At 68.5% G+C, this 20,045-nt stretch carries 17 protein-coding genes; 11 read left to right on the top strand and 6 right to left on the bottom strand.

Going from position 1 to position 20,045, the window contains the following annotated elements; all coding sequences use genetic code 11:
- The first annotated feature begins 28 nt into the window (after window positions 1–28).
- From JL108_RS03815 to JL108_RS03795, 5 genes are all read left to right on the top strand, one after another.
- Window positions 29–1,210, top strand: a complete 1,182-nt coding sequence (locus JL108_RS03815) for an ABC transporter substrate-binding protein (protein WP_307837183.1) — start codon at window positions 29–31, stop codon at window positions 1,208–1,210.
- Window positions 1,207–2,229 carry an iron ABC transporter permease gene (locus tag JL108_RS03810; RefSeq protein ID WP_307837182.1) on the top strand — a complete coding sequence of 341 codons (1,023 nt, stop codon included), beginning with the start codon at window positions 1,207–1,209 and terminating at the stop codon, window positions 2,227–2,229. Before JL108_RS03815 ends, JL108_RS03810 begins: the two co-directional genes overlap by 4 nt.
- Window positions 2,229–2,996, top strand: coding sequence for a heme ABC transporter ATP-binding protein (locus tag JL108_RS03805; RefSeq protein ID WP_205197157.1), 768 nt, complete (start codon window positions 2,229–2,231; stop codon window positions 2,994–2,996). The genes JL108_RS03810 and JL108_RS03805 overlap by 1 nt, the downstream gene beginning before the upstream one ends.
- Before the next feature lie 88 nt (window positions 2,997–3,084).
- Entirely contained in the window at window positions 3,085–4,455 is a 1,371-nt protein-coding gene (locus tag JL108_RS03800; protein ID WP_205197156.1) for an NAD(P)H-quinone dehydrogenase, read from the top strand.
- A gap of 124 nt (window positions 4,456–4,579) precedes the next feature.
- Window positions 4,580–8,965 (top strand): fibronectin type III domain-containing protein, encoded by a 4,386-nt coding sequence (locus JL108_RS03795; RefSeq protein ID WP_205197155.1) that lies wholly within the window; start codon window positions 4,580–4,582, stop codon window positions 8,963–8,965.
- Between the two features lie 62 nt (window positions 8,966–9,027).
- Here JL108_RS03795 and JL108_RS03790 read toward each other — a convergent pair whose 3' ends face one another.
- Window positions 9,028–10,791, bottom strand: coding sequence for a biotin carboxylase N-terminal domain-containing protein (locus JL108_RS03790; protein WP_307837181.1), 1,764 nt, complete (start codon window positions 10,789–10,791; stop codon window positions 9,028–9,030).
- Window positions 10,792–10,981: 190 nt separating this feature from the next.
- On the opposite strand from JL108_RS03790, the gene JL108_RS03785 reads away from it, so the two are divergent.
- On the top strand, window positions 10,982–12,148 hold the full coding sequence (locus JL108_RS03785) for an acyl-CoA dehydrogenase family protein (RefSeq protein ID WP_205197154.1): 1,167 nt from the start codon (window positions 10,982–10,984) through the stop codon (window positions 12,146–12,148).
- A gap of 64 nt (window positions 12,149–12,212) precedes the next feature.
- Here the strand turns inward: JL108_RS03785 and JL108_RS03780 are convergent, their stop codons facing one another.
- The 3 genes from JL108_RS03780 to JL108_RS03770 are packed head-to-tail and all read right to left on the bottom strand — an operon-like array spanning window position 12,213 to window position 14,631.
- A complete protein-coding gene (locus JL108_RS03780) occupies window positions 12,213–12,803 on the bottom strand; it encodes a nucleoside triphosphate pyrophosphatase (RefSeq protein ID WP_205197219.1) in 591 nt (196 codons plus the stop codon).
- A complete protein-coding gene (locus JL108_RS03775; protein WP_143912324.1) occupies window positions 12,797–13,030 on the bottom strand; it encodes an acyl-CoA carboxylase subunit epsilon in 234 nt (77 codons plus the stop codon). The genes JL108_RS03780 and JL108_RS03775 overlap by 7 nt, the downstream gene beginning before the upstream one ends.
- Window positions 13,027–14,631: an acyl-CoA carboxylase subunit beta gene (locus JL108_RS03770; RefSeq protein WP_143912322.1), complete on the bottom strand. Its 1,605-nt coding sequence runs from the start codon at window positions 14,629–14,631 to the stop codon at window positions 13,027–13,029. The genes JL108_RS03775 and JL108_RS03770 overlap by 4 nt, the downstream gene beginning before the upstream one ends.
- A 17-nt stretch (window positions 14,632–14,648) precedes the next feature.
- Between JL108_RS03770 and JL108_RS03765 the strand changes: the two genes are divergently transcribed.
- The 5 genes from JL108_RS03765 to purE all read left to right on the top strand — a co-directional run bounded on the left by JL108_RS03765 (window position 14,649) and on the right by purE (window position 18,795).
- The gene (locus tag JL108_RS03765) at window positions 14,649–15,476 is read left to right on the top strand and encodes a biotin--[acetyl-CoA-carboxylase] ligase (protein ID WP_205197153.1); all 828 of its coding nucleotides are present in this window, start codon (window positions 14,649–14,651) and stop codon (window positions 15,474–15,476) included.
- A gap of 138 nt (window positions 15,477–15,614) precedes the next feature.
- Complete coding sequence (locus JL108_RS03760; RefSeq protein ID WP_143912319.1) at window positions 15,615–16,136, top strand: PH domain-containing protein; 522 nt, start codon at window positions 15,615–15,617, stop codon at window positions 16,134–16,136.
- Window positions 16,120–17,112, top strand: coding sequence for an adenylate/guanylate cyclase domain-containing protein (locus JL108_RS03755; RefSeq protein ID WP_307837180.1), 993 nt, complete (start codon window positions 16,120–16,122; stop codon window positions 17,110–17,112). The genes JL108_RS03760 and JL108_RS03755 overlap by 17 nt, the downstream gene beginning before the upstream one ends.
- 25 nt (window positions 17,113–17,137) lie before the next feature.
- Window positions 17,138–18,301 carry a 5-(carboxyamino)imidazole ribonucleotide synthase gene (locus tag JL108_RS03750; RefSeq protein WP_374190836.1) on the top strand — a complete coding sequence of 388 codons (1,164 nt, stop codon included), beginning with the start codon at window positions 17,138–17,140 and terminating at the stop codon, window positions 18,299–18,301.
- Window positions 18,298–18,795 (top strand): 5-(carboxyamino)imidazole ribonucleotide mutase, encoded by a 498-nt coding sequence (purE, locus tag JL108_RS03745; protein WP_205197152.1) that lies wholly within the window; start codon window positions 18,298–18,300, stop codon window positions 18,793–18,795. The genes JL108_RS03750 and purE overlap by 4 nt, the downstream gene beginning before the upstream one ends.
- Here purE and JL108_RS03740 read toward each other — a convergent pair.
- Together JL108_RS03740 and JL108_RS03735 are read right to left on the bottom strand one after the other, a co-directional pair.
- Entirely contained in the window at window positions 18,786–19,409 is a 624-nt protein-coding gene (locus tag JL108_RS03740; protein ID WP_205197151.1) for an MSMEG_1061 family FMN-dependent PPOX-type flavoprotein, read from the bottom strand. The two genes, purE and JL108_RS03740, sit on opposite strands and share 10 nt — an antisense overlap.
- A gap of 10 nt (window positions 19,410–19,419) precedes the next feature.
- Window positions 19,420–20,028: a hypothetical protein gene (locus JL108_RS03735; protein ID WP_205197150.1), complete on the bottom strand. Its 609-nt coding sequence runs from the start codon at window positions 20,026–20,028 to the stop codon at window positions 19,420–19,422.
- Between the last annotated feature and the right edge of the window lie 17 nt (window positions 20,029–20,045).

Raw genomic sequence — 20,045 nt, 5'->3', positions numbered from 1 at the left:
GCCTAGCCTAACCATAGGACGCTGGGTCGTGGCGTCTTCCGGTCCCGAGGAGTCGTTGTCTGTGTTCGCCGCATCGTCGCAGCCGGCCGGCCTGAGGCCTCAAGGGCCCGCGCGGTCCGTCCTGACAGCCCTGCTCGCCGGCGTCCTGCTCGTGTTGAGCGCCTGCCAGGGCGGCGGGGCGAGCGACGAGACCAGCGATGCCGGCACCGGCGTCGATCTGGCGCCGCTGTCCTCGCTCACTCCACAGGACCCCTTCGGGATCGAAGGCCCGTCCACGGCCGCGCTGTCCGACCGCTCGGTGGAGCCGATCACCGAGAAGGCCGAACCTCAGCTGCCGGTGACCGTCACCTCGGAGCTCACCACGGGTGAGAGCGAGGTGACGGTCGACGACACCTCGCGGATCGTCGCCTTCGACATCTCCGGTTCGCTGTCCTCGACCATCTGGGGTCTCGGGATGGGCGACCGGCTCGTCGGCCGGGACCAAGCCGCCTCCTTCCCGGGGATCGACGATGTCGAGGTGGTCACGAGCGGCGGCCACGCGATCAACGTCGAGTCGGTGCTGGCGCTGCGTCCCACAGTGGTGCTGACCGACGGCTCCATCGGCCCGCGCGATGTGGTCGAGCAGATCGCGGATGCCGGCGTCCCTCTCGTCGTCATCCCGCGGGCGGCCTCTTTCGAGGGCGCCGCGCAGCAGGCGCGGGATGTCGGAGCGGCGCTCGGACTCCCGGACGAGGGCGAGCTGCTCGCCGAGCGCATCCTCTCGGAGATCGAGGAGGTGTCGGCGACGATCGACGACCATCTCGTGCCCGCCGAGGGCGAGCGCCTGCGTATGGCGTTCCTCTACCTGCGCGGCGACTCGGGTGTCTACTACCTCTTCGGACCCGGATCGGGAGCCGACGACCTGGTCCAGCGACTCGGCGGCGTCGACGTCGGCACCGACCAAGGGTGGCGGGAGTACACGCCGTTGACGGATGAGGCGATCGTCGCGGCCGATCCCGACCTGCTGCTGGTGATGACGAAGGGCCTCGAGTCTGCCGGCGGCGTCGACGGGCTGCTGTCGAGCAAGCCCGCGCTCGCGCTCACCACGGCAGGGCAGAAGCGGCGCATCGTGGACATGGCCGACACCGATGTGCTCTCCTTCGGCCCCCGTTCCGCCGGGGTCCTCGATGCCCTGGCTCGCGCCGTGTACGCGCCCGGCGAGGACTCGTGAAGCGGGTCCTCGTCCTCGCCGGTCTCGTCGCCGCGCTGATCATCGGTGTCGTGGTGTCCGCCGCGATCGGGCAGCTGCCGGTGGACGTCACCGATGTGCTGGGCGCGGCGCTGAAGTCCGTCGGCATCTCCACATCCTGGTATCCCAGCGACGACATCATCGCTCAGACGCTGACCCAGATCCGCTTCCCGCGCCTCGCTCTCGGGATCGTGGTCGGCGCGTGTCTGGCTGTCGGCGGCGTCATCATGCAGGCGATCTTCGGGAACCCGCTCGCCGAGCCCGGTGTCGTGGGCGTGTCCTCCGGAGCCGCGCTGGGTGCCGCCGCCGTCATCGCCGCGGGTGTCACCGCCGCCGGCGCGACCGCGGCCGCGGCCTTCGTCGCGGGCTTCCTGGCCACGCTGCTGGTCTACCTGACGGCCCGGGCCGAAGGGCGGACCGAGGTCGTCACGCTGCTACTGACCGGCATCGCCGTGAACGCCTTCGCCGGGGCCGGTATCGCGTTGACCATGTTCCTCGGCAACACCTCCGCTCGGGAGCAGATCGTGTTCTGGCAGCTCGGTTCGCTGAACGGCGCGCGCTGGCACGAGGTCGCCTTCGTGACCCTCGTGGCCGTCCCCTCGATCGCCGTCTCCTTCGCCTTGGCGCGTCGCTACGATCTGCTGAGCCTCGGCGAGCGCAGTGCCGCGCATCTCGGCGTGCGGGTGGAGCTCCTGCGCATCGGTTCCATCGGCATCGTGGCGTTCGTGACAGCGGCGGCGGTCTCCTTCGCGGGGATCATCGCCTTCGTCGGTCTGGTCGTACCGCATGCGATGCGGATGCTCCTGGGGCCGGCGCATCGCACGCTGATCGTGGCGAGCGTGATCGCCGGCGCCGCGCTGATCGTCTGGTGCGATCTCGTGGCCCGCACGCTGGTGCCGGGAGCCGACCTTCCGCTCGGCATGCTCACCGCCCTCATCGGCGGCCCCTTCTTCTTCGTACTCATCCGCCAGACACGGGCCCGATCCGGAGGGTGGGGCTGATGGCGACGACCTATCGACTCGACCGGGTCACCGTCCGGCGCGGCGGCCGCGCCGTCCTCGACGAGGTCAGCCTGGAGATCGACGAGGGGACGCTCCTGGCCATCGTCGGCCCGAACGGCGCCGGCAAGTCCACCCTGCTCGGCGTCCTGGCGGGCGATATCGAGGCCGAGGGCACGGCCCTGCTGCACGATCGGGCGGTGTCCGCGTGGCCGGCGGCCGAGCTCGCCCGTGAACGGGCGGTGCTGCTCCAGAAGAATGCCGTGAGCTTCGCTTTCACGGTCGACGACGTCGTCGCGATGGGTCGTGCGCCGTGGCCCGCGGAGCCGGACCGTGACCGTGAGGCGGTCGATCACGCCATCGCACGCGCTGACATCGCCCATCTGCGGGGCCGCTCCGCGCAGGCCCTGTCCGGTGGGGAGCAGGCCAGGGTGGCCCTCGCGCGCGTGTTCGCGCAACAGACCCCCGTCATCCTGCTCGACGAGCCCACCGCGGCGCTGGATCTTCGCCACCAGGAGGATGTCCTGGCCCATGCGGCCGACGACGCGCGGCAGGGCAGGACGGTGGTCGTGGTGCTGCACGACCTCTCGCTCGCGGCTGCCTACGCCGATCGTGTCGCCCTGCTGGACGGTGGCTCCCTCGTCGCACACGGCGCACCGGAGCAGGTCCTGGAGGCGGGGCGGATCGCCGAGGTCTACGGGGTGGCGGTGGACGTCATCGACGGTCCGGATGGCCGTCCGCTCGTCGTACCCCGGCGTCGACGAGGCTGACCGCCGATCAACGCTGGCATACCGATCCCGCGGGCACGGAGGCCGGGCGATTGGCTCGTGAGCCGTGCTCTGCGAGAGAATGGCTCCCGTGACTCATGTGGCGATCATCGGAGGCGGACCCGGCGGCTACGAGGCGGCGCTGGTAGCGCGCAGATCAGGGGCCGATGTCACACTCATCGACCGCGATGGCCTGGGCGGGTCGACCGTCCTCACCGACTGCGTACCCAGCAAGACGCTCATCGCCACCTCCGATCTGCTGACCGAGGTCGGCACGTCGGCCGAGCTGGGTGTCGAGATCCCCTCGACGCCGCGCGCCGACCTGGCATCGGTGAACGCCCGTGTGCTGCGTCTGGCGCAGGCGCAGTCCCGTGACATCGAGGATCGGCTGCGCTCGGCCGGGGTCGAGATCGTCAAGGGCACGGGACGCATCGACGCCCCGGGGACCGTGATCGCCGCGACCGACGAGGGGGAGCGCGTCGTCGCCGCGGACAGCGTCCTGTTGGCCACAGGCGCCCACCCCCGAGTGAGTCCCGACGCCCAACCCGACGGAGAGCGCATCCTGACCTGGGAGCAGGTCTACGGCCTGGACGAGATCCCCGAGCATCTGATCGTCGTCGGCTCGGGCGTCACCGGAGCCGAGTTCGCGAGCGCCTACAACGGCCTCGGTGCGCAGGTCACCCTGGTCTCCAGCCGGGACCGGGTGCTTCCCGGCGAGGACCCCGACGCCGCGAACCTGATCGAGAATGTCTTCACCCGTCGCGGCATGACCGTGATGGGCAACTCCCGGATGGCCTCGGTGAACCGCGATGGCGAGCGAGTCGTCGTGACCCTCACCGATGGTCGGACCGTGGAGGGCTCGCACTGCCTGCTGGCGCTCGGATCCATCCCGAATACGGCTGACCTCGGCCTGGACGCGGTGGGCGTGGAGACCGATGACGGCGGATTCATCGCGGTCGACAAGGTCTCGCGCACCTCCGTGCCGGGCATCTACGCCGCGGGCGATTGCACCGGCGTGCTGATGCTGGCCTCGGTTGCAGCCCAGCAGGGGCGGATCGCGATGGCTCATCTGCTCGGCGATGCGGTGAATCCGTTGTCACGTCTGAAGGTCTCCAGCAACATCTTCACCTCACCGGAGATCGCGACCGTCGGTCTCTCGCAGCGGCAGATCGAGGAACGGGGCCTGGTCGTCGACGCGACGATCCTGCCGCTCGCGTCCAATCCGCGCGCCAAGATGCAGGGCGTCCACGACGGTTTCGTCAAGCTGTTCGCGCGGCAGGGCATCGGCACACTCGTCGGCGGGGTCGTGGTCGGGCCGCGAGCCAGTGAGCTGATCCACCCGGTTTCGGTGGCGGTATCGGCCCAGCTGACCGCCGATCACATCGCGGAAGCCTTCACGGTCTACCCGTCGATGTCAGGCTCCGTCGCGGAGGCCGCGCGCCGTTTGCACCGCCTCGTGTGAATTACACCGATGTGCTTTCGCAGGTGACCGCCCGCCGCTGGCGTTTGCCCGGAATCTCAGGTGATAATCCTCTCTGACAACACGATTCACTTTCGTCACACACGCCCCAGGAATGGACTTCCCCATGCATTCTCGGTTGCTGTCGCTTCGTTCCGCTGCCGCCCTTCTCATCAGCCTGCTGCTGGTGCTCGTCGCCTTCGAGCCCGCTGTGGCCGAGCCGACACCTGCCGGTACGCCTGCGGCCACGGTGGGTACGGAGCCCGCGGAGGCAGAAGAGTCTCCCGAACCCGTTGAGGAGCAGCCGCCCGCGGAGTCTCCAGAACCGCAGGCGGAAGAAGCTCCCTCCGCCCCGGTCGAGGACGCGCCTCCGGCCGAAGCGCCGATCCTCGGAGCGCTCAAGGCCGAACGAGTCGACGACGGAGCTCTCTCGGACCTGGTCACCGTGGAGAACGTGGAGGTCCCCGAGGACACGCTCCGCGCCTTGTCAGCTACCGACGACTCGATCCTCGAGAAGGTGGATCTCAGCCCGTTCCACATGGCAGCCGTCAGCTGGGACCAGGATGTCGAGGCCACCGGTGTCTCGATCGTCATGAGCGTGCGTGTCGCGGGCGAGTGGACCGAGTGGGAGGACCTGCCGCTCGCGGACGGTGAAGGTTCACCCTCGGCCAGCGATCCGCTGTGGACCTCGGAGCCCGCCGACGGTGTGCGGGCGCGCGTGACCTCGGATCAGGGCGCGCTTCCCGACCTGAAGATCACCACCGTGGACCCGGGGCCCGAGGACGTCGCGACACCCGAAGGCGGTGAGGCAGGCGAGCTCACGGGCTTCGCGTCTGTGGCACAGCCGGCGATCATCTCCCGCAGCGGCTGGGGTGCGGGTCCCGGGCAGAGCTGTGATGCCACCCGGGGCTCGATGCGCAGCGTGGTCATCCACCACACCGCGGGTGCCAACTCCTACTCGAAGGCTCAGTCCGCGGGCATCGTCCGCAGCTACCAGACGATGCACATCGTCACCAACGGCTGGTGCGATATCGGCTACAACTTCCTCGTCGACAAGTACGGCCAGATCTTCGAGGGTCGCGCGGGCAGCATCGCCGGGCACCGGCGGGGCGCCCACGCGGGTGTCGGCGCGGTGAACGACAACAGCACCGGCATCGCGATGATGGGCAACTTCGAGACCGCGAATATCTGGAACGGCGAGTGGAACACGCTGCGGAGCACTGTTAGCCGGCTCACCGCCTGGCGCCTGCAGCGCTTCGGTCTCAAGCCGCTGACCCAGGTCACCCTGGCGGGCCGCACCAACTTCACCGTCAACGGCCACCGCAACTGGATGTCCACCGCCTGCCCCGGTCGCTACGGATTGGACTGGCTCAACGCCGGCAACGGCCTGCGCGCCGATGTCGACAAGTTGATGCACAGTAGCCCCCCAAAGCCCACGAAGCTGGCGAAACCGACGGGCTTGACGAAATCCGCGGCGACGGCGGATTCGGCGACGTTGTCGTGGAAGGCTGTGCCGAATGCGCAGTCGTATCGGGTCTTCTGGCGTGACACCAAGAGCAGCACGCCGATCCAGATCGACACGAACTCCACCAGCGTCAAGATCCCCGGCCTCAAGCCCGATGCCGCGTACACGGCGACCATCTCCGCTCTCGCCCCCGGGTACCTCCAGAGCGACTACGTGAAGCCCAACGTCCAGTTCACGGCGCTGACCAAGCTGGCCGCCCCGAGCGGCTTCACGAGATCAGCGGCGACGGCGGATTCGGCGACGTTGTCGTGGAAGGCTGTGCCGAATGCGCAGTCGTATCGGGTCTTCTGGCGTGACACCAAGAGCAGCACACCGATCCAGATCGACACGAACTCCACGAGTGTTCGTATCCCCGGCCTGACATCGGGGTCCAGGTATACGGCGACCATCTCCGCTCTCGCCCCCGGACATCTGCAGAGCGACTATGTGAAACCCAACCTCCAGTTCGGTCCCTTGACGAAGCTGGCGACACCGACGGGCCTCACGAAGACGGCGGCGACGGCGGATTCGGCGACGTTGTCGTGGAAGGCCGTCCCCAATGCCGAGTCGTATCGGATCTTCTGGCGTGACACCAAGAGCAGCACGCCGATCCAGATCGACACGGCCAAGGGTGCCACCAGCGCCAAGATCACTGGACTGAAGGTCGGTGCGACCTACACGGCCACGATTTCGGCACTCGGCTCGGGTTACGCCCAGAGCGACTACGTCAAGCCCAACCACCAGTTCACCACCTTGACCAAGTTGGCGACACCGACGGGCTTCACCAAGACGGCGGCGACGGCGGATTCGGCGACGTTGTCGTGGAAGGCCGTCCCCAATGCCGAGTCGTATCGGATCTTCTGGCGTGACACCAAGAGCAGCACGCCGATCCAGATCGACACGGCCAAGGGCGCGACCAGCGTCAAGCTCCCCGGTCTGAAGCCTGACGCCACCTATACCGCGACGATCTCGGCACTCGGCTCGGGCTACGCCCAGAGCGACTACGTCAAGCCGAATCTCCAGTTCACCGCGCTGACCAAGCTGGCCACACCGACCGGGCTGGCGAAGACCGCGGCGACGGCGGATTCGGCGACGTTGTCGTGGAAGGCCGTGCCGAATGCGCAGTCGTATCGGATCTTCTGGCGTGACACCAAGAGCAGCAAGCCGATCCAGATCGACACGGCCAAGGGCGCGACCAGCGTCAAGATCCCCGGTCTGAAGCCCGGTGCCACCTATACGGCCACGATCTCGGCCATGGCTCCCGGTCATATCCAGAGCGACTACGTCAAGCCGAATCTCCAGTTCACCGCGCTGACCAAGCTGGCCACACCGACCGGCTTCACGAGGACCACCGCGACCGGGGATTCGGCGACCTTGTCGTGGAAGGCCGTCCCCAATGCCGAGTCGTACCGGATCTACTGGCGTGACACCAAGAGCAGCACGCCGATACGCCTCGACACCGCCAAGGGCGCGACCAGCGTCAAGATCCCCGGTCTGAAGCCCGGTGCCACCTATACGGCCACGATCTCGGCCATGGCTCCCGGTCATATCCAGAGCGACTACTCCAAGCCCAACCTCCAGTTCGCTCCGCTGGCCAAGCTGGCTAAGCCGACCGGATTCACCAGGTCTGCGGTCACCACCGATTCGGCGACCTTGTCGTGGAAGGCCGTCCCCAAGGCGCAGTCGTACCGGATCTACTGGCGCGATACCGCGAGCAGCACGCCGATACGCCTCGACACCGCCAAGGGCGCGACCAGCGTCAAGATCCCCGGCCTGAAGCCGGGTACCACCTACACGGCGACCATCTCGGCAGTCGCCTCCGGTTACGCCCAGAGCGACTACTCCAAGCCCAACCTCCAGTTCACGACCACTGCCGCCGCGGGCTCGAGCAATTCAGCGACCTTCTCGAACGGCTCGGTGACCATGAAGGGGCACGGCTACGGTCACGGCGTGGGCATGAGCCAGTACGGGGCACAGGGCGGCGCGTTGCAGGGCAACAGCTACCAGCAGATCTTGAGCCACTACTACCCGGGCACCAAGCTCGCGACACGCAGCGCCCGTGTGCGGGTGCAGATCAGCGGAGCGCCCACGGACGCGCTCACCGTGCGCCCGAAGAGCGGGCTGATGGTGCAGAGCGCCGGGGGCGGGCCGAACAAGGTCCTGCCCGCGCGTCCCGATGGACGCCATGTCGATCTGTGGCAGGTGGTGCGCGCCGGGGACTCGTCGCGCAACCAGCTGCGCTACAACACCGGCGGGACGTGGCATAACCACGGCGGGACGTGGCGCGGAGACGTGCAATTCGGTGTCGACGGTGGGACCGTGACGGCCCTCTTCGGTTCCCAGGACCGGACCTTCCGCGGCGTCATCCGATGGTGGACCGGCTCGGGATCGGCTCGCACGACCGTGAACGAGTTGTTCAGCCTCGACGACTACATCCGTGGCGTCGTGCCTCGCGAGATGCCGTCGAGCTGGCATCAGCAAGCGTTGCGCTCCCAGGCGGTCGCCGCGCGCACCTACACCGTTCGCACGATGAACCCGAGCAGCCCGGCCTACGACATCTGCGACACCACCGCGTGCCAGGTCTACGGCGGGTACAACGCGGAGGCCGCGGCAACCAACACCGCGATCGACGCGACGCGAGGTCAGGTGTTGATGTACGGCAACACGCCGGCCTTCACTCAGTACTCCAGCTCGTCGGGTGGGTACACCAATTGGCCGAGCTATCCGAAGGACCATCCCTACCTCAAACCGGTGAAGGACGACTGGGACGCCGTTTCCAGCAATCCCAATCACTCGTGGACGACCACCATCAGTGCCGATGCCGTCAAGCGGGCCTACCCGCAGATCGGCACTGCCCGGAGCATCCAGGTCACCGCACGCAATGGCTACGGATCCATGGGCGGGCGCGTCGACAAGGTCCGCATCACGGGAAGCAGCGGCTCAGTCGAGATCACCGGCAACGGGGCCCGCACGGCCTTCGGACTCAAGTCGAACTGGTTCGGCTTCTAGACCTCGCGAACGACGAAGGGCTGCTCCCAGCAGGGGAGCAGCCCTTCGTCGTCGGTCGGAGGTCAGGCGTCCTTGATCTCGCAGATCACGGCACCGGCCGAGACGGTCGCGCCGACCTCGGCGTCCAACGAGGTGATGACACCCGCCTTGTGCGCGGTGATCGGCTGCTCCATCTTCATCGCCTCGATGACCAGCACCTGATCGCCCTCGGCGACCTCCTGGCCGTCCTCGACCGTGAGCTTGACGACCGTGCCCTGCATCGGCGAGGTGAGGGAGTCGCCGCTGACGGCCGCGCCGCCGCCGGAGCCTGCCTTGCGCTTGGCCTTCTTCTGCGCCGCGGGGGCGGCGGCAGCGCCCAGACCGCCGGGTAGGACGACCTCGACGCGCTTGCCGCCGACCTCTACCGTCACGCGCTCACGTTCACCGGCCTCGTCCGCTTCGCCGACGGCACCGGAGTACGGCTCCAGCTGGTTGTCGTAGTCGGTCTCGATCCAGGTGGTGTAGACGTCGAAGGAGCCGTTCTCGGCGGTGTACGCCGGATCGTTCAGCACGCTCGCGTGGAAGGGGATCACCGTGGGCATGCCGTCGACCACGAACTCCGCCAGGGCGCGTCGCGAGCGCTCGATCGCCTGCTGGCGCGTGGCGCCGGTGACGATGAGTTTCGCGACCAGTGAGTCGAAAGCGCCGGGGATGGTCTCGCCGACCACATAACCGGAGTCGACGCGCACACCGGGTCCGGCCGGCGGATCCCAGGCGGTGAGCGTGCCCGGCGCGGGCAGGAAGCCGCGGCCGCCGTCCTCGGCGTTGATACGGAACTCGATCGAGTGCCCGCGGATCTCCGGGTCGTCGTAGCCGAGCTCCTCGCCCGCCGCGATACGGAACATCTCGCGGACCAGGTCGAGACCGGTGACCTCCTCGGAGACCGGGTGCTCGACCTGCAGGCGGGTGTTGACCTCCAGGAAGCTGATGGTGCCGTCGCTGCCGACGAGGAACTCGCAGGTGCCCGCCCCGACATAGCCGGCCTCGCGCAAGATGGCCTTACTGGACTCGTAGAGGGTCGTGAGCTGCTCGTCGCTCAGGAACGGCGCCGGGGCCTCCTCGACGAGCTTCTGGTGACGCCGCTGCAGCGAGCAGTCTCGGGTCGAGACCACCACGACATTGCCGTGCTTGTCGGCAAGGCACTGGGTCTCGACGTGGCGCGGCTTGTCGAGGAACTTCTCGACGAGGCACTCGCCGCGGCCGAAGGCCGAGACGGCCTCGCGGACCGCGGACTCGTAGAGGTCAGGGATCTCCTCGATCGTGCGAGCCACCTTCAGGCCGCGGCCACCGCCGCCGAAAACCGCCTTGATGGCGACGGGGAGACCGTTCTCCTGCGCGAACTCGACGACCTCGTCGGCTCCGGTGACCGGATCCTTGGTGCCGGGAGCGAGCGGAGCCTTCGCGCGCTCGGCGATGTGCTTGGCCTTGGCCTTGTCGCCGAGGGCCTCGATCGCGTCGGGGGAGGGGCCGATCCAGATCAGCCCGGCGTCGATGACGGCCTGGGCGAACTCGGCGTTCTCGGCGAGGAAGCCGTAGCCGGGGTGCACGCTGTCGGCGCCGCTGCGCTCGGCGGCGGCGATGATCTTCTCGATGGAGAGGTAGGAGTCGCCGGGCGTGGCTCCCTCGAGCGAGTAGGCCTCATCGGCCAGCCGCACGAACAGCGCGTCGCGGTCGGGCTCGGCGTAGACCGCCACGCTACCGATCCCGGCATCCCTGGCCGCGCGGATCACTCGGACCGCGATCTCGCCACGGTTGGCGATGAGTACCTTCTTCAACGGCGTCGTCACATGAACTCCTTGTCGTCGACGCAGCAGCGGCTGCAGGCCGAGTCTAGGGCGTGCGCTCGGTACGAGGTGTCCCAGGTCTCAGGACATGGGCGTTGCGTGATCCGGGTCACGCGCGCGCCGTGCCCTCGGCCCGTGCGCTGAGGCGGCGAGCGCTTCCCGTCGTCCAGTTAATGGGTGTTAACCTGACCGCATGGACTTCGAACTGTCGCGTGAGCACGAGGACTTCCGGCATGTCGTGCGCGACTTCGCTGCCGAGCGCATCGCCCCGTACGTGGCTCAGTGGGACCGGGACCATCACTTCCCGGTCGACGCGATCCAGGCGATGGGGGATCTGGGGCTCTTCGGGCTGACCGCGCCGGAGGAGTACGGGGGAGCGGGCGCGGACTTCACCAGCCTGTGCGTGGCCATCGAGGAACTGGGCCGCGTCGACCAGTCCATCGGCATCACGCTCGAGGCCGGCGTCGGTCTGGGCATCAGCCCGATCCTGACCTTCGGCTCCGACGCGCAGAAGGAACGCTGGCTGCCCGACCTGGTCGCCGGTCGGGCTCTCGCCGGCTTCGGCCTGACCGAGCCGGGCGCGGGATCCGATGCCGGTGCGACCGCGACACGAGCTGTGCTCGACGACGGGAGCTGGGTGATCAACGGCAGCAAGCAGTTCATCACCAACTCCGGCAGTGCCATCACCTCACTGGTCACCGTCACGGCTCGGACCGGCGAACGCGAAGGCGGGCGAGCCGAGATCTCGGCGATCATCGTGCCGAGCGACACGCCGGGATTCGTCGCCGAGCGCTCCTACAACAAGCTCGGCTGGCACATCAGCGACACCCATCCGCTCACCTTCACCGATGTCCGGGTGCCGGAGGATCACCTGCTCGGGGAGCGGGGACGCGGCTACGCCCAGTTCCTCGCGACCCTCGACGATGGCCGGGTCGCCATCGCTGCGCTCGCGGTCGGGCTGATCGAGGGCTGCCTGGAGCTTTGCCGCGACTACGCGGGGGAGCGACACACCTTCGGCGTCCCGATCGGCAGCAAGCAGGGCGTCGCCTTCCAGATCGCCGATCTGGCCGTCATGGCTGCCGCGGGCCGTGCGCTGACCTACCGCGCCGCGGCGATGAAGGACGCCGGCCGGACAGGTCCGGAGTTCAAGCAGGCGGCCTCGATCGCCAAGCTCTACACCTCCGAAGCCGCGGTCACGGCCACGCGCGTCGCCACGCAGATCTTCGGCGGGTATGGCTTCATGGAGGAGTACCCGGTCGCACGCTTCTACCGCGACGCCAAGATCCTCGAGATCGGCGAGGGCACCAGCGAGGTGCAGCGGATGCTTATCGCTCGCGGGCTCGGGCTGCCGGTCGACTAAGAAGGCCCGTCAGCCGGATCGTCGCCGCACCACGGCAGACCGCGCGTCGATTCCCCGAGTTCGGTCAGCGGACGCTCCACAGATCGGTCCAGACGATACCGAAATCGTGCAGCATGTCGCGCAGAACCGGCAGGCTGAGGCCGGTCACATTGTGGTGATCGCCTTCGATGCGGCTGATGAAGGCTCCGCCGAGACCGTCGATGGTGAAGGCCCCTGCCACCTGCAGAGGTTCGCCGGTGGCGACATAGGCGTCGATCTCGTCGTCCGTCACATAGGCGAAGTGGACCCGCGTGGCCACGGAGCGGACGACCTCATCGTCACCCAGGCGGACACAGTGCCCGGTGTGCAGCACTCCCGCATTGCCACGCATGGCTCGCCAGCGTTCGCGAGCGACCCGCGGGTCATGGGGCTTGCCCAGCGGCTCGCCATCGAACTCCAGGACCGAGTCGCAGCCGAGCACGAGGCGATCGGGATGATCGACCGCGACCGCTCGACACTTCATCTGCGCGAGCGACGACGCCAGCTGACCAGGAGTGGCCGCCAGCACCTCGGTCTCATCGACCCCCGAGACGATCACCTCGGGTTCCACCCCTGCTCGCCTCAGCGTCTCCAGCCGTGCCGGGGAGGCCGAGGCGAGCACGAGAGGAGTCACCAGGAGCTCGCCCGCCACTGGCCGGGCCCGACACGCAGCGCGGTGCGATGCTGCCGCGCGGGGTGGCCCCACTCGGAGCGGACTCGCCGCGGGCGACGGGCAGCCGCATGGGCGGCCGCCGCGTTGCGCACGGAGACCACCGCGACGAGTGCGGCGAGCTCCTCCTCGGTGAGATCGCCCTTGACGACCCGCAGAACGGGGCGCGGCTGATCCTGCTGCTCGTCGCTCATAGCGGGATGTTCCCGTGCTTCTTGGGCGGCAGCGACTCACGCTTGGTGCGCAGCAGACGCAGTGCCTTGGCGACCTCCGCGCGGGTGCTGCTCGGCCGGATGACGGCGTCGACATAGCCGCGCTCGGCCGCCACGTACGGATTGCACAGCGTGTCCTCGTACTCGGTCATGAGCTCGGCGCGACGGGCGTCGGGGTCATCGGCTCCGGCGATATCGCGGCGGTACAGGATGCCGACCGCGCCCTGGGCGCCGACGACGGCGATCTGGGCGGTGGGCCACGCCAGGTTGACGTCTGCGCCCAGGTGCTTGGAGCCCATCACGTCGTAGGCGCCACCGTAGGCCTTGCGGGTGATGACCGTGACGAGCGGGACCGTGGCCTCGGCGTAGGCGTAGATGAGCTTGGCGCCGCGGCGGATGATGCCGTTCCACTCCTGATCGGTGCCGGGGAGGAAGCCGGGCACGTCGACGAAGGTGAGGATCGGGATGTTGAAGGCATCGCAGGTCCGCACGAAACGGGCCGCCTTCTCCGAAGCGTCGATGTCGAGCGTGCCGGCGAACTGCATCGGCTGGTTGGCCACGACCCCGACGCTGCGGCCCTCGACCCGACCGAAGCCGATGACGATGTTCGGGGCGAACAGCGGCTGGACCTCGAGGAAGTCCTGATCGTCCAGGACGGTCTCGATCACCGTGCGGATGTCGTACGGCTGGTTGGCCGAATCCGGGATCAGGGTGTCGAGGGCGAGATCGTCGTCATTCGGCTCGAGGTCGATGACCTCGTCGAAGGGCTCGGGCTCCTCCATGTTGTTCTGCGGGAGGAAGCTGATAAGCGCCTTGACGTACTCGATCGCGTCTTCCTCGTCGGCACCCATGTAGTGGGCGTTGCCGCTCTTGGTGTTGTGGGTGCGCGCGCCGCCGAGGTCCTCCATCGAGACGTCCTCGCCGGTGACGGTCTTGATGACGTCCGGACCGGTGATGAACATATTGGACTTCTGGTCGACCATCACCACGAAGTCGGTGACCGCGGGGGAGTAGACGTGCCCGCCGGCGTTCGAGCCCATGATGAGGCTGATCTGCGGGATGACACCCGAGGCGTGCACATTGCGGCGGAAGATCTCGCCGTACAGGCCCAGGGAGACGACGCCCTCCTGGATGCGGGCGCCGGCGCCCTCGTTGATGCCGATGATCGGGCAGCCGGCCTTGATCGCCAGGTCCATCACCTTGGTGATCTTCTCGCCGTAGACCTCGCCGAGGCTGCCGCCGAAGACGCTGAAGTCCTGGCTGAACACGCAGACCTGGCGGCCGTCGATCGTGCCGTAGCCGGTGATCACGCCATCGCCGAGGGGCCGGTTCTGATCCAGGCCGAAGGCGGTGGCGCGGTGCCGGGCGAAGGCGTCGAGCTCGACGAAGGAGCCCTCGTCGAGGAGCTGCTCGATCCGCTCGCGGGCGCTCTGGCGGCCCTTGGCATGCTGCTTCTCCGCGGCGCGCTCGGCGATCTCGACGGTGGCCTCGTGGGTGCGGCGCTCGTGGTCGGCGAGCTTGCCCGCGGTGGTGTGGAGCTCGGGATGTGCCTCGAGCTGGACGTCGGGTGCTGCGTCGGTCATGTGGCTTACCTTAGACCGTGACCTTCTCGCCCCCACCCGGTCCCTGTGATCTGTCCCGCAGTCCCCTCGCCGCCGACGAGCTGCGAGCACGATTGACGCACACGCGCTGGCGTGGCGACATCGTGGCGCCGGAGCGGACGTCGAGCACGAACACCGACCTCGCGTCGATGGCACGGGACGGCGCCCCCACAGGCTCGGTGGTCGCCGCAGATCGACAGGATGCCGGCAAAGGACGGCTCGGTCGCAGCTTCGCGCTCCCCGGCCGATCGGGGGTCGCCGTCTCCGCGCTCATCAGACCGGTCGTTCCCATCGGCCGCTGGAGTTGGCTGCCCCTGGTCGCGGGACTCGCGGTCGACGATCTCGTGCGTGCCCGTGGGGTGCGCGGTGGCGGAATCAAGTGGCCGAACGACGTCCTCGTCGACGGCCGCAAGATCTGCGGCATCCTGCTCGAACGCGTCGAGACCCCGGGGCTCGCCGCCGGCGCGGTGATCGGCATCGGGCTCAACATCGCCGCGCGTCGCGACGAGCTCCCGACCACGACGGCGACCTCTCTCGCCCTGGAAGGCGCACGCGGCCTGCACCGTCGGGCCGTGCTGGTCGAGCTGCTGGAAGGCCTCGACCACTGGCTCACACGGTGGGAGGATCCGCGCCCCGACGCGATCGAGGCGATCCGCGAGGCCTTCCTGGAACGATGCGTCACGCTGGGCCAGCACGTGCGCATCGAGCGGCCGGGAGGCGACCCCTTCGTGGGCACGGCCGAGACCGTCGACGGCGACGGTCGGCTCATCGTGGACGGCGCGCCGTTCAGCTCAGGCGACGTCGTCCATGTCCGGCCGGCCGGTTGAGACGGTCGTGTCGTGAACATTCCCGCCGCGATACGCACATGACAGAATCGGCCTCATGAGTGAGCGTAGCGAGCGATCGGTGGTGGAGGTCATGTCGGCGTCTGCCCATCCTCGACGTTTTTCTTGGCAGGTGCCGGCATGAGCCTGTCGCGCAAGCTCCTTCTCGACGGAGAGGAAGTCGTCGAGGAGACGCGCACCCACATCAAGGTCCTCTTCGTTCCGTTCCTGCTCGGACTCGTGCTCATGGGCGTCGCCGGATTCGCCGTCGGCTTCATCGGCTCGCGCGGCGACGGCTGGGCCCGCGGCATCGTCATCGCGGTCGCCGCGGTGCTGTTCGTCATCACGACGCTGATCCCGTTCCTGCGCTGGTACCTGTGGACCTACACGCTGACGAATCTGCGAATCGTCGAGCAGCGCGGCATCCTCACCCGCACCGGCCGGGTGATCCCGCTCATGCGCATCAACGACGTGAACTACGAGAAGCATCTGAACGATCGCCTCCTCGGCTGTGGCACGCTCGTCGTGCACGATGCGTCGCAGCAGGAGGGGCTCAAACTCCACGACATCCCGCGCATCGAACGCTTTCACCGCACCGTGAGCGGACTGGTCTTCGACGCCCACGACACGCATCAGGAGGTTCCTCGTGGCGAATCGAGCTGATGAGCGCGACGAGCTCGTCTCGCTCATCCTCGGCTCCCGGCTCGAGCTGACCAGCGACGAGGTCGCCGAGAAGGGGGGCCTGTCCCCGGAGAACACCCGGCGTTTGTGGCGCGCGCTGGGCTTCCCGGACCCGGGGGAGGATGCCGCCTTCGGCGAGTCGGATGCCGAGGCGGTCGCGATCGTGGCCTCCGCCATCGACCATGGTGTGCTCGGTGAGGACACCACCTTCCGGCTGACGCGCGCCGTCGGGCAGACGATGGCGCGTCTGGCCGACTGGCAGGTCTCGACGCTCGTCGACCAGCTGGAACACGATGTCGACGAGGGACGTGCCGGCAACCGCATGGAGGCGGCGATGGCGCTCGTCGCCACGGCCGGCCCGGCCTTCGAGCAGCTCATGATCCACGCCTGGCGACGCCACCTGGCGGCCGCCGCGTCCCGACTCGAGGCTCAGGGCGCGCTTGACGAGGAGCTGCTCTCCACCACGATGTCCGTCGGTTTCGCGGACCTCTCGCGATTCACGGCGCTGTCGAACGAGTTGGACGACGCCGGCCTCGCCCGGATCGTCGAGACCTTCGAGACCCGCGCCACCGACCTCATCACGTCGCACGGCGGCCGGGTCATCAAGACCCTCGGCGACGCCGTGCTTTACGTCTGCCCCGATCCGGTCCAGGCGACGCGTATCGCGCTCGAGATCGTCCGACGGCTCTCCACCAGTGACGGGCTGCCCAGCCTGCGAGTGGGACTGGCCACCGGATCGGTGTTGAGCCGCCTGGGCGATGTCTTCGGACCACCGGTCAACCTCGCGGCCCGGCTCTCCCACGTCGCCCGCAGCAACCGCGTCCTCATCGACAAGACCACTGCCGACCGGCTCGGCGACGACTTCGAGACACGGGTCCTTCCGCCACGCCTGCTGCGCGGGTTCGGCAATGTCTCGCCGATCACGGTGTCGGAGCGGCGCGGCTTCCGCAGCCGTTGAGCTGGCCGCCACGGGGCTCGCTAGGGTGATACCCGTGCCTGAACTCGCTGTGATCGGTGGCGGACAACTCGCCCGGATGATGCAACAGCCCGCCATCGCACTGGGTATCGACATCCGCCTGCTGGCCGAGGGGCCGGATGTGTCGGCCGCCCAGGTGATCGTCGACCACGAGGTGGGGGACTACACCGACCTGGAGGCGCTGCGCCGGATCGCCGCGGGCGCCGACGCGGTGACCTTCGACCACGAGCACGTGCCTCCGGCGCATCTGCGGGCGCTGCAGGACGAAGGAGTCGCCTGCCGTCCCGGCCCGCAAGCCCTGATCTACGCCCAGGACAAGGGCGACATGCGGCTCAAACTCGATGAGCTCGGAGTGCCCGGCCCCCGTTTTCGCATCGTCGAGCCCGATGCCGAGGCACCCGATCAGCTCCGTTCCTTCGGGGACGAGGTCGGCTGGCCCTTCATCGTCAAGACCACGCGCGGCGGCTACGACGGCAAGGGGGTCTGGCGAGTCGATGCAGCCCATGACCTGGACGAGCCGCTTTCCGCGGTGCGGGAACGCGGCGCCCGGCTGCTGGCCGAGGAGCTCGTCCCCTTCACTCGTGAGCTCTCGGCCCAGATCGCCCGTCGGCCGTCCGGCGAGACGGTCGCCTATCCGGTGGTCGAATCCCGTCAGTCCGACGGCATCTGTGTCGAGGCCATCGCCCCGGCCCCCGGTCTGGACGACGAGCTCGCCGAGGCCGCGAGCCATATCGCCCTGACCGTCGCCGAGGGGCTCGATGTCGTCGGCATGCTCGCGGTGGAGCTCTTCGAGACCGAGGACGGGCGCGTGCTGGTCAACGAGTTCGCGATGCGCCCGCACAACACCGGGCATTGGAGCATCGACGGCGCGCTGACGAGTCAGTTCGAGAATCACTTGCGCGCCGTGCTCGATCTGCCCCTCGGCTCACCCCGGCCGCGCCAACCGTGGACCGTCATGGTCAACGTGCTGGGCGGTAGCGTCACCGATCTGCGGGCTCAGCGCGCAATCGCCCTGGCCGCCGAACCCGATGTCAAGATCCACCTCTACGGCAAGTCCGTGAAGCCGGGCCGCAAGGTCGGCCATGTCACGGCCGTGGGCGACGATCTCGACGATGTTCTGGCGCGTGCTCGCCGCAGCGCCGCGATTCTCACCGGCGGAGGAGAGCAATGAACCCACGACCACGCGTCGGGATCGTCATGGGGTCGGACTCGGATTGGCCGACGATGCGAGCGGCCGCGGACGCCTTGGCGGAGTTCGACATCGCCTACGAGGCCGACGTGGTCTCGGCCCACCGGATGCCGACCGAGATGCTCAACTACGGTCGCGAAGCTCACGGCAGGGGTCTCGAGGCGATCATCGCCGGAGCCGGGGGAGCTGCGCATCTGCCCGGCATGCTGGCCGCCGTCACCCCCCTGCCGGTCATCGGCGTGCCGGTGCCGTTGAAGTATCTCGACGGCATGGACTCGCTGCTCTCGATCGTGCAGATGCCGGCCGGGGTGCCCGTCGCCACCGTCTCGATCGGCAATGCCCGCAACGCCGGACTGCTGGCCGTGCGCATGCTTGCGGCCGGGGACACCGAGTTGACCGAACGTGTTCTGCGGTTCCAGGAGGATCTCGCCGATGCGGCGCGCGCGAAGGGCGCCGCGGTGCGCGATCAGCGATAGAGATTCGCCGCGTACTCCGGGCTCTCGTAGTAGGCGACGACATCGGCGAGGGGCTCATCGGCGCGCTCCACGGCGTGCGCGATCCGCGCCCGCGAGGGGACTGACTCCACGTCCCACGACTCCGGGTCCCAGATCCGAGAACGCAGGAATGCCTTGGAACAGTGGAAGAAGACTTGTTCGATCTCGACCTCGCAGATGATCTGCGGGCGGTGCCCTTTCACTTCCAGGCGGTCCCGGTAGGGGGCGTCGCGCAGCAGCCGCGCGGTGCCGTTGACCCGGAGGGTGTCGCCGCGTCCCGGGACGACGAAGATCAGCCCGATGTGCGGATTGGTCAGGAGATTGACGAAGCCGTCGGCACGGCGGTTGCCGGGACGCTCGGCGAGCGCGAGATGGCGGTCGTCGAGCACGGTCGCGAGCTGGCCGGCGGGATCGCCCTTGGGCGACACGTCGCAGCTGCCGTCGGCGCCGCTGGTCGCCACGAGGCAGAAGGGCGAGGCCTCGATGAAGGTCCGATGGACGTCGGCCAGCCGGTCACGGTCCTTGTCGCGGATGCGCGGGTGCGGTTCTCCGAGGATCTCGCGTAACTCGCCTTCGGTCCTGATCTGGGCGTCCATGCTCGGCACTCTAATGGGTGTCGTCATCGCGGACGATGCTCGTCACGCTTGTCAGGGACGGGCTGCGGGGCGCGGAGGAGAATCCGAAGGAGACGGGCGGTCTCAGCGGTGTGAGCGTGCCGAGGGAGGCACCGCGCCAGGTTCCGGTCGCGGCGATGATGGCATGGACATCGTCGGCGGCGTACCACTCGGTCCGGTCGTTTCCGGCCGTCCCGTGGGTACGTACGCCTGGCTGCACGATGCGTGCGACTGGGTCGATGGCCTGGGCCCACGTTTCCTTCTCACGGAGCCCGGAGGGGACGAGGTGAAGCAGCGCGCCGAGCAGTCGACGTCTGCCGACCTGCCAGTCGAGGGTGAGCGCTCGATGCCGGACCGCCCAGAGCGCGTTGTCGACGGTGAGGGTCACTGGTGCGATGTCGACGGAGTCGAAGGCATAGGTGGCTGACACGTAGTCGGCGGTGTCGGGCGTGGGAGCGAGGAGGGTTCGGTGTCCGGTGGTTTCCTCGACCATCACATCGCAGAAGCGACCGAAGGGGGAGTGCTCCCACACGCCGACCACGAGCCGGGTGCCTGAGGTGGTGCCCATGCCGGCGATATGCCCGACGAATCGTTGCTCCACGCGTCTAGTGTCAGACG

It is taken from the genome of Aeromicrobium sp. YIM 150415, assembly GCF_016918125.1.
In the GTDB taxonomy this organism is placed as follows: Bacteria; Actinomycetota; Actinomycetes; order Propionibacteriales; family Nocardioidaceae; genus Aeromicrobium; species Aeromicrobium piscarium.
Note: the sequence above shows the minus strand (reverse complement) of the source record. Positions and strands in the feature narration are given on the sequence as shown.